Source organism: Nocardia sp. CDC153 (genome assembly GCF_035818515.1).
Lineage (GTDB): Bacteria > Actinomycetota > Actinomycetes > Mycobacteriales > Mycobacteriaceae > Nocardia.
In genome coordinates this window covers 865342-879031 of the sequence record NZ_JAYKYU010000002.1, presented here as the reverse complement: position 1 = coordinate 879031, position 13690 = coordinate 865342, and the positions used below count along the sequence as shown (strand labels likewise).

The window sequence follows — 13690 nt, the reverse complement described above, 5'->3', positions numbered from 1 at the left end:
AGTGAAAGAACCTGTGGCCCATGTGAAGAGCCTGCGCGAGTTCATCGACGCCCTCGCCGAGATCGGCGAGATCCAGCGAATCGACACCGAGGTCGACTGGAATCTGGAGATCGGCGCGATCATTCGCCGCTCCTACGACCTGCGGGCCCCGGCCCCGCTGTTCACCAATATCACCGACTACCGGGGCAGCGGTTTTCGCGTGCTGGGCGCGCCGGGCGGACTCTCGGGCTCCGCGCATCCGCTGGCGCGCATCGCCTTGGCGCTCGGCCTGTCCGCGGATGCGCCCGGGCAGGACATCATCGAGGCGATCGTCGAAGCCCGCCGCAAGCCCGGCATTCCCCCGGTGCAGGTCCCGGCCGAGACCGCGCCCTGTAAGCAGAACATCGTGCGTGGCGACGATATCGACCTGCTGGCCTTCCCGACCCCGCTCATTCACGGCAATGACGGCGGCCGCTACATCCAGACCTACGGCATGAACATCGCCAAGACCCCCGACGGCTCCTGGACCAACTGGTCGATCAACCGCATGATGATCGCGAGCCGGAATACCTTGGCCTGCCTCATTCCCGGGCCGCAGCACCTGGGCATCATCCGCGCGAAGTGGGCCGAACAGGGCAAGCCCATGCCGATCGCGCTCGCCCTGGGCGTCGAGCCGGGTCTGCCATTCGTCGGCGCGATGCCCTTGCCGGAAGGCGCGGACGAATCCCATTTCCTGGGCGCGCTTTTCGGGGAGGGCATCGAGGTGGTGCCCGCCGAAACCGTGGACCTGCTGGTGCCCGCCACCGCCGAGATCGTCATCGAGGGCCACATCGCCTTCGACGAGACGGTGATGGAGGGCCCGATGAACGAGTACCCCGGCTACAACGCGGTCGAGGCCTCGGAAAAGCCGGTCTTCCACGTCTCCGCGATCACCTACCGCGACGGCGCGATCCTGCCCGTGGTCGCCGCCGGGCCGCCGGTCGAGGAGGACCACACCGCCACCGGCACCATGCACGCCGCCGAAATCCTGTACCAGTTGCGCGAGGCCGGACTCCCCATCGCCTCGACCTGGTTCTCCTACGAATCGGCGCTGCACTGGCTGATCGTCGCCGCCGATTCCGATTGGCACGACAAGCTTCCGGTCTCCTCCGGAGAGTTCGCGCGGCAGGTCGGCGAGATCGTCTTCGCGGGCAAGGCCGGATTCGGCGTCCCCAAGGTGCTGCTGGTCGAGGACGACATCGATATCACGAATGTGAACGAGATCGTGTGGGCCTTCGCCACCCGCGCGCACCCCGAACACGGCGAAGTCCACTTCCCCGCCGAACTGACCGCCGCGCTCTCGGTCTACCTCTCCGAGGTGGAGCAGCACTCTTACCGCGCGGGCAAGGTCATCTACAACTGCCTGCTGGCCGACCTGTTCGACGAATCGCAGCGCCCGGTGAAGGGCAGCTTCGAAAACGGCTGGCCCGCCGACATCCAGCGGCGGGTCCTCGAGCGGTGGCGGGACTACGGCTACAACTGAGGCTCGGGTCAGATGCCGCCGTGCGCCGCGACCGCGCGGATGGCGGCATCGGCCTGGGTGTAGGCGGCGGCAGCCAGGCGCTCCAGGAGGGCGAGTTTGATTTCGGGGGCCTGGCTGGTGAGCTCGTCGAATTTCACCGGGGGCAGGACGGCCAGGCGGACCGTGGTTTCGGCGTAGACGTCGTTGGCGTAGGGCAGGTCGGCGAGCATGGAGGTTTCGCCGAAGGACATGCCCGGGGTGAGGGTGATCAGGCGGTGGCGACGGTTGTCGCGGTCGGTGAAGGTGAAGCGGACGCGGCCGTCGAGGATGAGGAACAGGCCGCAGCGGGGGCTGTCGCGGGGGACGATGAGTTCGCCGCGGGCGATCGTGCGGGTCTCGAATTCCTTTGCCAGGCGGGCGCGTTCGTCGTCGGGCATCTCGGCCAGGGCCGGGTGTTCGTCGATGGTGAGGGCGGCGGGGCATTCCTGGCCGGGTGGGCGGTGCCGGTCGAGGATGAGTTGTTCGCACCATTCGGTGGCGGAGTCGCGGTCGATGAAGACGCGGCCGCGCGGATCGTCGGGGACCAGGCTCGAGAACTGGTGGCCGAGCTTGGCGTCCGGATCGACCAGGGCCACCCGGCAACCCGCCGCGGCCAACTCCGCCTCGAGATCGTTGAGCATCCGGATCGCGATCGGACTCACGTCCCCGACCTCGCGCAGATCCAGCACCAGCGCCTCCAGCATCCCCGCCGTCTCCTCGACGGTGCGGACGGTCGATTCGGCACCGGCGAAGAGCAGGTCGCCGTGGAGTTCGAAGATGCGGGCGCGGTCGCCGTATTCGTGCAGGACCGCGAGTTCGTCGGTGTCGCGGCGCAGGCGTGAGGGGGCCTCGGCGACGGAGTAGGCGGCGCGGATCGCGGTGTGGGCGGCGCGGGTCACGTGCAGGAAGTGCAGGCCCAGGCGGTCGGAGAGTTCGCGGCAGGCCTTGACGCCGCGCACGCTGCTGCCGTGCGGATCCAGGCGCGGCGAGTACACGGCGATGCCGATCTGTCCGGGCAGCACGGCCAGGATCCCGCCGCCCACACCGCTTTTCGCGGGCAGCCCGACGGTGGTCACCCAGTCGCCCGCCGAGTCGTACATGCCGCAGGTGGTCATGACCGAGAGCACCTGTTCGACCAGCGGCCGGGTCAGCGCGCGTTCGCGGGTCAGCGGATTCACGCCATTGTTGGCCAGGGTCGCGGCCATCATCGCCAGATCGCGGCAGGTGACGTCGATCGAGCACTGCCGGAAGTAGCGGTCCACCGCCTCGTCCGGATCGATGTCGATGATGCCCGCGCCACGCAGCAGCAACCCGATGGCCCGATTGCGATACCCGGTGCGCGCCTCGGAGGCGTAGACCGCCTCGTTCAGGCTCAGCTCACGCCCGGCGAATCGGCTGTAGCTCCGCCGAATTCGGGCGAACCGGTCGGCCGCATCGGTGCCCTTTACCAACGAGGCCGCCGCGATCGCCCCGGCGTTGATCATCGGATTGCGCGGCCGCTGCGTCTTGGGGTCCAGACTGATTTCGTTGAACGGCTCCCCGGACGGCTCCACGTCGATCCGTTCCGCCACCGCCGCGGGCCCCCGATCGGCCAGGGCCAGCGCGTAGGTGAACGGTTTGGAGATCGATTGAATCGTGAAGGCGGTGTCCAGATCTCCGCTCCCGTACACCCGCCCGTCCGCGGTAGCCAGGCAGATGCCGAACGAATCGGGTTGCACCGCCGCGAGTTCGGGAATGTAGTCGGCGAGCGTTCCCGACGTGTCGGCCCGGCACAACTCGTAGACTTCGTCGACGATGCGGGCCACGACGCCGCCGGAGGGGACCACCGAGCCACTGTAACCGGCGTAACGTGTGTTGAGCTTCACATCCGCCGGGGATGTCGCAGGTGACGAATGTTCCTGGCGTCGGGGGCCGAAAACGCCTCCGTAGACTGTTGCAATCACAGGAGACATCCGGAGGGAGCAATAGCCGTGGGAGTGCTTTCCCGGGTCGACACGCCCGAGGATCTGCGTCGGCTGTCGGTACCGGAGCTACACGAGCTGGCGGAGGAGATTCGCGAGTTCCTGGTGCGGAAGGTCGCCGTTACCGGCGGGCACCTGGGGCCGAACCTCGGGGTCGTGGAGCTGACCATCGCGTTGCACCGGGTCTTCGACTCGCCTGCCGACCCGATCATCTTCGATACCGGGCATCAGGCTTACGTGCACAAGATCCTCACCGGCCGCAAGGACGGGTTCGACACGCTGCGCAAGGAGGGCGGCCTGTCGGGTTATCCGTGCCGGGCCGAGAGCGCCCACGACTGGGTGGAGTCCTCGCACGCCTCGGCGTCGCTGTCCTATGCCGACGGGCTGGCCAAGGCATTCGGGCTGACCCGGCAGAAGCGGCACGTGGTCGCGGTCGTCGGTGACGGCGCGCTGACCGGCGGCATGTGCTGGGAGGCGTTGAACAATATCGCCGCGGGGCAGGATCGCTCGGTCATCGTGGTGGTCAACGACAATGGGCGCTCGTACGCGCCGACCATCGGCGGGCTCGCCGAGCGGCTGGCCGGTTTGCGCACCCAGCCCGCCTACGAGCACGCGCTCGACGCCACCAAGCGGATCGTGCAGAGCATTCCGCGCGTGGGGGATTCGGCGTATTCGATGCTGCACGCCATCAAGACCGGCATCAAGGACGCGGTCGCGCCGCAGGAGCTGTTCAGCGATCTCGGGCTGAAATACGTGGGCCCGGTCGACGGCCACGATCCGGTGCAGTTGGAGGCGGCGCTGCGGCGCGCCAAGGACTTCGGCGGTCCGGTCATCGTGCACGCGGTGACGCAGAAGGGTCGCGGGTACAAACCGGCCGAGGATCACGTGGCCGATCAGATGCACGCCATCAATCAGATCGACCCGGAAACCGGTGAGCCGCTGGGTGGTTCGTCCGCGCCGAGCTGGACCTCGGTGTTCTCCAAGGAGCTCATCGCGCAGGCCGAGCGGCGCGACGACATCGTGGCGATCACCGCCGCCATGCCGGGGCCGACCGGTCTGACCCCGTTCGGAAATCGCTTCCCGGACCGCATGTTCGACGTCGGCATCGCCGAACAGCACGCCATGACCTCGGCGGCCGGTATGGCGCTGGGCGGGCTGCACCCGGTGGTCGCCATCTACTCGACGTTCCTGAATCGGGCCTTCGATCAGCTGCTCATGGATGTCGCGCTGCTCAAGCTGCCGGTCACGCTGGTGCTGGATCGCGCGGGCATCACCGGCGACGACGGCGCGTCGCACAACGGCATGTGGGATCTGTCGGTGCTGGGCATCGTCCCGGGCATGCGGGTCGCCGCCCCGCGGGACGCGGCCACGCTGCGTGAGGAATTGGACGAGGCCCTGCACGTGAGCGACGGGCCCACTGCCATCCGGTTCCCGAAGGGCGCTGCCATCGAGGAGATTCCGGCGGTGGAGCGCTTCGAGGGCGTGGATGTGCTGCGCCTGCCCGCCACCAAGGACGCGTCCTATTCGGTGCACGCCGATGTCCTGCTGATCGCGGTCGGGCCGTTCGCCGAGCTCGCGTTGAAGGTCGCGGATCTGCTGGAGGCCGAAGGGGTTTCGGTGACCGTGGTCGATCCGCGCTGGGTGCTCCCGGTGTCGGACGCGGTGGTGAAGATGGCCGGGAACCATCGCCTGGTGGTCACGCTCGAGGACAGCGGCCTGCACGGCGGCATCGGGTCCACCGTCTCCGCCCGACTCCGCAGCTCGGGCGTCGACGTGCCGACCCGCGATCTCGGTGTGCCGCAACAGTTCCTGGATCACGCCGCGCGCGCCAAGATCCACCAGGAGCTCGGCCTCACCCCCGGCGAGGTCGCCCAGCGCGTCCACGTCTGGCTCGGCGCCGCCGACACCTCGGGCTCCGATATCCAGGACGCTCTGCTTCCGGCCGCCGAATAACGGCTCGATACCGACGGACCCGCGATCTCCGGATCGCGGGTCCGTTCTTCTATGCGTACCCGGACCCCTCGCGTAGATTCTGAAACAGGTTACAGTTTTCGGAGCAGGAGTTCGGATGTCGTTTGTGCTCGTCGAGAAGCCGCGTCCCCAGATCGCGCTGGTCACCTTGAACCGGCCGGAACGGATGAACGCCATGGCGTTCGACGTCATGGTGCCGCTGCGCGAGACCCTCGAGGAGGTGGCGGCCGACAACGAGGTGCGGGTGGTGGTGCTCACCGGGGCCGGGCACGGATTCTGCTCGGGCGCGGATCTTCAGCACGCCGGGAAGGTGCCGGGGGTGGAGGGCTTGACGCGCACCAGCATCGCGCGCCGCTCCATGACGCTGCTCGACAATGTCATGCTCACCATCAAGCGCATGCATCAGCCGGTGATCAGCGCCATCAACGGCGCGGCCATCGGCGGCGGCTTCTGCCTGGCCATGGGCACCGATATCCGAATCGCCTCGGAGGCCGCCTATTTCCGCGCCGCGGGCATCAACAACGGCCTCACCTCCGCCGAACTCGGCATCAGCTACACCCTCCCGCGCGCCATCGGCTCCACCCGCGCCTTCGAGATCATGCTCACCGGCCGCGACGTCGACGCCGCCGAGGCCGAACGCATCGGCATCGTCTCCCGCGTCGTCCCCGCCGACAAACTCCTCGAATCCGCCTACGACACCGCCGACCAGATCATCCGCTGGTCCCGAGTGGGCGTCGAACTCACCAAGCGCCTCCTCTGGAACGGCCTGGAAGCCGGCTCCTTCGAATCCCACATGCAGAACGAGGGCCTGGCCCAGCTCTACGTCCGCCTCACCACCGACAACTTCGACGAGGCCATCCGCGCCCGCCGCGACCGCCGCCCACCCCACTTCCAGGACTGATGGCGGGCGTCCCCGGGAATGCGGGACGCCCACCGCGATCAGAAGCCTGAGCTGCCGGGGAGCAGGTTTCCGAGGCTGCCGCCGCCACCGCAGCCGCCCTGTTGGGGCTGCTGTGCGATCGGGGCTCCGGCGGGTGCGGGGACGACGGTCACCGTGTAGGTGTCCGTCGTGGTGGACTGGCCGAACAGGCCGCTACTGGTGCGGGTGGTCAGGGTGTGGGTGCCCGCGGTGAGCGGGACCCAGGTGACGGAGTAACCGCCACCGCCGATGCAGGCGCCGTTGTCGTAGAAGCTGCTGGTGGGTCCGCTGATGCTGACGCCGTCGTAGGGCGCTTGGACCCAATAGCTTTGTCCGACAACGATGGTCGTGGGTGTTACGCAGGTCCTGCCGTCCGAGCCGCATTGCTCCACTTCGATGCCGTGGATGCCGGCGCTGGCGAGGCTCGTGGACAGGGCGGTGAGGGTTCCGGCGACGCTGACAAGCGTTGCGGCCCAGGCGATGTGGCGGGTGGTGGGCATGTGTGGACTCCTGTTCGGACCCCTTGGTTCGGGTCGACAGAATCTAACGTCCGCGCACTGTGAAATGAGCCCGCTTCAAAAAAGTGGTGTGCCCCAACTTGCGGGGGCACAGAAGCTGGGGTCAGGCCTTCGGGTAGAGGGCTTCGGACAGGCGGGGGACGGCCAATTCGCGTTGCCAGGGGCGGGCGCCGCCCGCGGCGAGGTAGTCCTCGATGAGGGTGGGGGCCTCGCCGTTGGTGGCGGATTTGGGGAGGCCGTCCCAGCACATGCGGCGCAGCAGGTCGGGGGTGAGGAGGTTTTCCACCGGGATGGAGACCTCGGTGGAGAGGTCGGTCATGGCGGCGCGGGCGCGTTGCAGGCGGGCGGCGGCGGCCGGGTCGCGGCGTTCCCAGCGGTTGACCGGGGGCGGGCCGTCGAAGGGCTGGGTGAGCGGGGGGAGTTCGTTGTCGGGCAGGGCGCGGGCGCGTTCGATGGCGCCGAGCCATTCGCGGGAGTAGCGGCGCTGGCGGGGGCCGCCGAAGATCGGCAGGGTGCGCAGCTGGGCGATGGACTTGGGCTCGTTGGTGGCGGCGGCCACGATCGCCGAGTCGGGCAGGATGCGGGCGGGGGCCACGTCGCGCAGGCGGGCCAGGCGGTCGCGGGTGGTCCATAGTTCGCGGACGATGGCGAGCTGGCGGGTGCGGCGCAGGGTGTGAATGCCGGAGGTGCGCCGCCAGCGGTCGGCCTTGGGGCCCGACGGTTCGGCGGTGCGGACATGCTCGAATTCCTGTGCGGCCCACTCGGATTTGCCCTGCTCGGCCAGATCGGCGGCGACCGCGTCGCGGAGCTCGATGAGTAACTCGACATCGAGGGCGGCGTAGTTGAGCCAGTCGTCGGGCAGCGGGCGGGTGGACCAGTCGGCCGCGCCGTGGCCCTTCTTGAGCTCGCGGCCGAGCAGCTTCTCGACCATGGCGGCCAGCCCCACGCGCTCGTATCCGGCCAGGCGACCGCCCAGCTCGGTGTCGAACAGCTCGGCCGGGTACAGCCCGAGTTCGGCCAGCCCGGGCAGATCCTGATCGGCGGAGTGCAGCACCCATTCCAGCCCGTTGATCGCGTCGGCGAGCGGCGCGAGGTCCCCGTCCACGGGAATCGGGTCGATGAGGAAGCTGCCCGCGCCCTCGCGACGCAACTGGATCAGATACGCGCGATTGGAGTAGCGGAAGCCGGAGGCGCGCTCGGCGTCGACCGCGAGCGGACCGGTGCCGGCGGCCAGCGCGCGGGCCGCGGCCGCCACCTCGGCGGGGGTGTCCAATACCGGCGGCACACCGTCCACTGGCGCGAGCAACGGTACCGCGGCAGTGGCTTCGGGTTCATCTGGTACGGACATGGTCTTGAACTTTACGGGTAGGGCAATGGCGAGCCGCGTCACGTCGGTGAAACGACCGGCCGTGACACTGCGTCGGGCCATTGGGAATCGTACGTCGCGCCGGTCGATTTCGTTGCAGTACAGACGTTCTCGCAGGCGAGGGGCGATTTTCCGGCAAGGGGCGCGGGATTTGAGCGGTCGGCGGCCGGGCTCTGGTCGGCAAGTTATTCCGGGCTCTCGTCCCGGCGCACGTCCAGCCGGGTTACCCCCGCGGGCGGCAATCCGGCCGCGTAGGCGAGCACCTCGCAGAAGGCCTCCACGTGCGGGCGCATGACGGTGTCGGACACGGTCCAGGAGGCGCGCAGTTCGAGCTGATGCGCGCGCGGCGGTCCGGCGATATCGCCGTAGCGCACCGAGCTGGTGGAGGTGACCGTGCCGCCGAGGGCGGTGAAGGAGGTGCGCGAGTCGAGCGCGTCCACCAGCCAACTCCAGGCGACCTCGGGCAGCAGCGGGTCGGCGGCGAGCGCGGAGTCGATGTCGGCCTGGATGTAGGCAACCAGACGGAACACCCCGTGCCAGGCCTCCTGCCCGGCCGGATCGTGCAGCAGGATGAGGCGGCCGAAGGCGTCACCGTCGGAGTCGACGGGCACCACATTGGTGTCGGGTCGCGTGACCTCCGCGCCGAGCGCGTACGAGTAGGGGGCGAGGCGCTGTGGCGGACGGATCGGCGCCAGCTCGATTCGAGGGTGCACAGATGCGGTTCCCATGGCCTCGACCGCGGCGCGGAACCGGGCTGGTTCTTCGGGCTCCGGGGTCGGGGCAGCGCCGTCGCGGAAGTCGAGCGGTGTCACGAAAGGCACCGTAGACCTTGTGGGTGCGCAGCGGTGCGAGGCGCGCCGCCCGGTCCCCTTTACGATGGGCGGTGATGAACACTCACGCCCGCCGCCAGCTGACCGATGCCCCCTACCTCGTCGCCGCCACCGGTGGGGTTCCGCGTCGGCGTCCGGTGTGGTTCCAGAGACAGGCCGGTCGGTCCCTTCCGGAGTATCGGGAGGTGCGCGCCGGAATCGGCATGCTGGAATCGTGTTTCGATCCGGAGCTGGTGTGCGAGATCACCATGCAGCCGATCCGCCGCCACGATGTGGACGCGGCAATCCTGTTCTCCGACATCGTCGTTCCGCTCAAGGCCGCGGGCATCGACCTGGATATCGTGCCGGGCGTGGGGCCGGTCGTCGCCAATCCGGTCCGCACCGTGGACGATGTGCGCAAGCTTCCGCGCCTGCGCCCCGAGGAAGTGGGCGCGGTGACCGCGGGCATCGGCCTGCTGCTGGACGCGCTCGGTGAAGTCCCCTTGATCGGATTCGCCGGCGCCCCGTTCACTTTGGCGTCCTACCTGGTCGAAGGCGGACCCAGCAAGAACCACGAGCGCACCAAGGCGATGATGCTCGCCGATCCCGAAATCTGGCATCAGCTCATGGGCGTGCTCACCGACATCACCATCGAGTTCCTGCAGGCCCAGATCGGCGCGGGCGTCGACGCCGTCCAGCTCTTCGACTCCTGGGCGGGCGCGCTGACCCAGGCCCAGTACCGCGAATACGTGATGCCGCACTCGGAACGGGTCTTCACCGAGATCGCCGCCGCGGGCATCCCGCGCGCCCACTTCGGCGTCGGCACCGGAGAACTGTTGGGCGCCATGGGTGAAGCGGGCGCGGACATCGTCGGCGTCGACTGGCGCATCCCGTTGAACGAGGCCGCCCGCCGCGTCGGACCCGGAAAAGCCTTGCAGGGCAACCTCGATCCCGCCGTTCTCTTCGCGGGACCGAAGGCCATCGAAGCCGAGGTGCGCCGCATCGCCCACGAGGCGGACGAGGCAATCACCTTGGGCGCCAAGGGGCATATCTTCAATCTCGGCCACGGCGTCCTCCCCAATACCGACCCCACCGTCATCACCGACACCGTCGCTTTGATCCACAGCCTGCCCGCGCCGCTCTGAGTCGACACCGGCGGAAGATATATTTCGCCGCGCTGTCGGCACGTCGAGGCGACGCGGGATCAATCACGTTTCGCGGCGAGTGATTACCGTCGCGCTCGCGCCGCGCCCCCGGGCGGCAGTCGAAAGGCCAGGTGAGGGCCGGTTCGGCGCGGGAGGTTCGGGACTCGGCGGGTGGAGACCGGGCGCGGGCGGACCGTGGCACCGGGAGTAGGTTGGCTTCGAGAGCGACTCGACGTGTGGGTCGCGGTCGCGAGTGCGAAGTGGTGCGGTCGCGGCGTTGACGAGGTGACGAGGAGTTGGCGATGCGGGTCGCGATTGTCGGTGGTGGCATCAGCGGGCTGGTGGCCGCGTATCGGCTGCGGCGGGCGCTGGGGGAGTCGGCGGAACTCGTGCTGCTCGAACGGCGCGACCGGGTCGGGGGGATTCTGCGGACGGTCGACATCGAGGGCGATCCGGTCGATCTGGGGGCCGAGGCGTTCGTGGGGCGGCGGCCGGAGATTCCGGAGTTGATGCGGGAATTGGGGATCGAGGACCAACTCGTGCACCCGGCGGGGAAACGGCCGCTGGTGTGGTCGGAAGGGGCCGGGCATCGGCTGCCCGAACGGACCTTGATGGGAATCCCGGCGGCGGCGGAATCGGTTGCCGGACTGGTGGATACGGCGACGCTCGCCCTCATCGAGGACGAGCCGAACCGGCCGCTGACCTGGGTCCCGGGCGGCGACCTGTCGGTCGGAGAGCTGGTTCGGGATCGCTTCGGCGAGAAGGTTGTTCGCCGCAGCGTGGACCCGCTGCTCGGGGGAGTGTATGCGGGACTTGCCGATTCGATCGGCGTGCGTGCGGCCCTACCGACCTTGGCCGCCGCGCTGGATCGGGGAGCGCAGAGCCTGACACAGGCGGTCTCGGAGGCCCTGCCGCCGCCGAGCACCACGCCGGTGTTCGGCGGCATTCGCGACGGTTACCGCGTACTGCTCGAGGCCCTGCGCACCGCCGCCGACGTGAAGGCCGAAACCGGTACCGCCGCAACCCGACTCACCCGCACCGCCAGCGGCTGGCACCTGGACCCGGTCGGCGACGTCGACGCGGTGATCCTCGCGACCCCCGCCCCGGTGACGGCGGAACTCCTGCGCGACACGGCCCCCGAAGCCGCCGATCTCGCCGGTGGCATCGAACTGGCATCCTCGGCGGTCGTGGCCCTGGCGCTGCCCGCCGACACCGCCCTCCCCGACAACTCGGGCATCCTGGTGGCCACCGGTGAACCGTTGCGCGCCAAGGCATTCACCCTGTCCAGCCGCAAATGGCCCCACCTCGCCGCCCGCGACGTAGCCCTCGTCCGCGCCTCCTTCGGCCGCTTCGGCGACCCCACCCCGCTGTCCTGGTCCGACGAAGACCTCATCACCGCAGCCGTCGAAGACCTCACCACGGTCACCAACACCGAAATCCGCCCCCTGCGCGCGGTGGTCCAACGCTGGCCCGGCGGTCTCCCCCAATACGCTCCCGGCCACACCACCCGCATAGCCGACCTACGTTCCGCCACAGCCCATCTCCCCGGCCTGGCCCTCGCCGGTGCCTACCTCGACGGCGTAGGCGTCCCCGCCTGCGCCGCCTCCGGCACCAAGGCCGCCGCCACGATCACCGCCCACCTCGCCTGACTCGATCAACCCTGAACAAGGGCGGGCAGTCAGCGGGTGACGAGGTCGCTCGGGTCGGTGTTCGCGCCGCAGACGATGACGGCCACGCGTTCGTCGGGGGAGGGGACGTAGGCACCGGAGAGGAGGGCCGCCAAGGCGGTGGCGGCGGCGTGTTCGACGGCGAGTCTGCGGCAGTCCCAGAGGGTTTGGCGGGCGGCGATGATTTGTTTGTCGGTGACGAGGACCGAGCGGACGTCGCCTTCGGCCGCGGCGGACAAAGCCATCGGAGTGACGCGGCGGGCTCCGAGGGCATCGGCTGCGACGGAGTCGATCTCCACGTCGACCGGTTGCCCGGCTTCGAGCGCGGCGTTGAACGAGCGGCAGTTCTCGGGTTCGACCGCGACCACGCGCACGCCATGGTGGTTGGCGGAGACCGTGATTCCGGTCAGCAGCCCACCGCCGCCGACCGCCACCACGACGGTGTCAAGCTCGGGCAGCTGCGCCACGATCTCCTCCATCAGCGTGCCCGCCCCGGCCGCGATGTAGGGGTCGTCGTAGGCGTGCGAGCGCAGTGCGCCCGTCGTGGCGGCGTAGCGCTCGCATTCGGCGGCCGCGTCGGCGTAGGCCTTGCCGCCGGTGAGCACCTGCGCGCCGAGAGCTTTCAGCCGAGCCACCTTCACGGCGGGCGCGGAGTCGGGCAGGAAGACGGTGGCGGCGGAGTCGACCAGTCGGGCGGCCCAGGCGCAGGCGACCCCGGCATTGCCGCCGGAGGCGATGGTGAGCCCGACCTTCGGCAGCCGCCCCCGATCCCGTTGCGCCAGGACGAAATTGGCCGCGCCGCGCGCCTTGAACGTACCGGTGTGCTGCATGTGCTCGAGCGCGAACCACACGTCCCCGGCGACCGGAACGGTATCGGCGTCGGCCTGGGCCAGCACCGCTCGCCGGGTGTAGCCGGAGATCCGTTGGGTGGCCGCGGTCACGTCGGCGTATGTCGGGTGCACGTGCGCTTCTTTCGTTTGCCTCGCCGGTCCGGAACCGATCCACCGTATCGAAATCCCCGGGGTCTCGGAATCGGGTTTCCGGCGACCTGAATCACCATGTCCGCCCCGCCCCATTTCGGGCGCGTTGTCGCGCAGTGGCACGATGGGTGCCATGGCGCGACTCGACTACAAGGCCCTCAACGACACCATCCGCTACCTCATGTTCTCGGTGTTCCAGGTGGAGCCCGGCGTGCTCGGCGAGGATCGCGCGGCCGCGATCAAGGAGGCCAAGGCGTTCTTCGAATCCCTGGAGGAGCGCGGCGTGGTGGTCCGCGGCATCTACGACGTCGCCGGTCTGCGCGCCGACGCCGACTTCATGATCTGGTGGCACGCCGAGCAGATCGAGGATCTGCAGGCCGCCTACGCCGATTTCCGCCGCGTCACCGAGCTGGGTCAGATCTCCAACCCGGTGTGGAGCCAGGCCGCCCTGCACCGCCCGGCCGAGTTCAACAAGTCCCACATCCCGGCCTTCCTCGCCGGTGAGGACCCGGGCAACTACATCTGCGTGTACCCGTTCGTGCGCTCCTACGACTGGTACCTGCTCCCCGATGACGAGCGCCGCAAGATGCTGGCCGACCACGGCAAGGCCGCCCGCGACTACCCGGACGTGCGCGCCAACACCGTGGCGTCCTTCGCCCTGGGCGACTACGAGTGGATCCTCGCCTTCGAGGCCCCCGAGCTGCACCGCATCGTCGACCTCATGCGCGATCTGCGTGCCACCGAGGCGCGTCGGCATGTGCGCGAGGAGATTCCGTTCTTCACCGGCCCGCGCGTGGAGCTGGAGAACCTCATCAAGGCACTGCCGTAAGGCGAT

General features: G+C 69.2%; 11 protein-coding genes. 6 read left to right on the top strand and 5 right to left on the bottom strand.

The genetic code is table 11. The features are described from left to right. Position 1: 1 nt before the first annotated feature. Entirely contained in the window at positions 2–1501 is a 1500-nt protein-coding gene (locus VMT65_RS12545) for a UbiD family decarboxylase (RefSeq protein ID WP_326308296.1), read from the top strand. Between the two features lie 8 nt (positions 1502–1509). On the opposite strand, the gene glsA is transcribed toward VMT65_RS12545, so the two are convergent. Continuing rightward, complete coding sequence (gene glsA / locus VMT65_RS12540) at positions 1510–3345, bottom strand: glutaminase A (RefSeq protein WP_326308295.1); 1836 nt, start codon at positions 3343–3345, stop codon at positions 1510–1512. Positions 3346–3489: 144 nt separating this feature from the next. On the opposite strand from glsA, the gene dxs reads away from it, so the two are divergent. Together dxs and VMT65_RS12530 are read left to right on the top strand one after the other, a co-directional pair. Beyond that, positions 3490–5433 carry a 1-deoxy-D-xylulose-5-phosphate synthase gene (gene dxs / locus VMT65_RS12535; RefSeq protein WP_326308294.1) on the top strand — a complete coding sequence of 648 codons (1944 nt, stop codon included), beginning with the start codon at positions 3490–3492 and terminating at the stop codon, positions 5431–5433. Between the two features lie 115 nt (positions 5434–5548). Then, complete coding sequence (locus VMT65_RS12530; RefSeq protein WP_326308292.1) at positions 5549–6352, top strand: enoyl-CoA hydratase; 804 nt, start codon at positions 5549–5551, stop codon at positions 6350–6352. Positions 6353–6390: 38 nt separating this feature from the next. Here VMT65_RS12530 and VMT65_RS12525 read toward each other — a convergent pair whose 3' ends face one another. From VMT65_RS12525 to VMT65_RS12515, 3 genes are all read right to left on the bottom strand, one after another. Then, a complete protein-coding gene (locus tag VMT65_RS12525) occupies positions 6391–6870 on the bottom strand; it encodes a hypothetical protein (RefSeq protein ID WP_326308290.1) in 480 nt (159 codons plus the stop codon). Between the two features lie 121 nt (positions 6871–6991). Continuing rightward, positions 6992–8236, bottom strand: a complete 1245-nt coding sequence (locus VMT65_RS12520; RefSeq protein WP_326309155.1) for a ribonuclease D — start codon at positions 8234–8236, stop codon at positions 6992–6994. 203 nt (positions 8237–8439) lie between these two features. Beyond that, positions 8440–9066, bottom strand: a complete 627-nt coding sequence (locus VMT65_RS12515; protein ID WP_326308289.1) for a DUF3000 domain-containing protein — start codon at positions 9064–9066, stop codon at positions 8440–8442. 74 nt (positions 9067–9140) lie between these two features. On the opposite strand from VMT65_RS12515, the gene hemE reads away from it, so the two are divergent. Together hemE and VMT65_RS12505 are read left to right on the top strand one after the other, a co-directional pair. After that, positions 9141–10208 (top strand): uroporphyrinogen decarboxylase, encoded by a 1068-nt coding sequence (hemE, locus tag VMT65_RS12510; RefSeq protein WP_326308288.1) that lies wholly within the window; start codon positions 9141–9143, stop codon positions 10206–10208. A 302-nt stretch (positions 10209–10510) separates the two neighbouring features. Next, positions 10511–11857 (top strand): protoporphyrinogen oxidase, encoded by a 1347-nt coding sequence (locus tag VMT65_RS12505; protein WP_326308287.1) that lies wholly within the window; start codon positions 10511–10513, stop codon positions 11855–11857. Positions 11858–11886: 29 nt separating this feature from the next. Here VMT65_RS12505 and VMT65_RS12500 read toward each other — a convergent pair whose 3' ends face one another. Then, a complete protein-coding gene (locus VMT65_RS12500) occupies positions 11887–12837 on the bottom strand; it encodes a serine/threonine dehydratase (RefSeq protein ID WP_326308285.1) in 951 nt (316 codons plus the stop codon). A 151-nt stretch (positions 12838–12988) separates the two neighbouring features. Between VMT65_RS12500 and hemQ the strand changes: the two genes are divergently transcribed. Beyond that, on the top strand, positions 12989–13684 hold the full coding sequence (hemQ, locus tag VMT65_RS12495; protein ID WP_326308283.1) for a hydrogen peroxide-dependent heme synthase: 696 nt from the start codon (positions 12989–12991) through the stop codon (positions 13682–13684). Positions 13685–13690 lie beyond the last annotated feature (6 nt).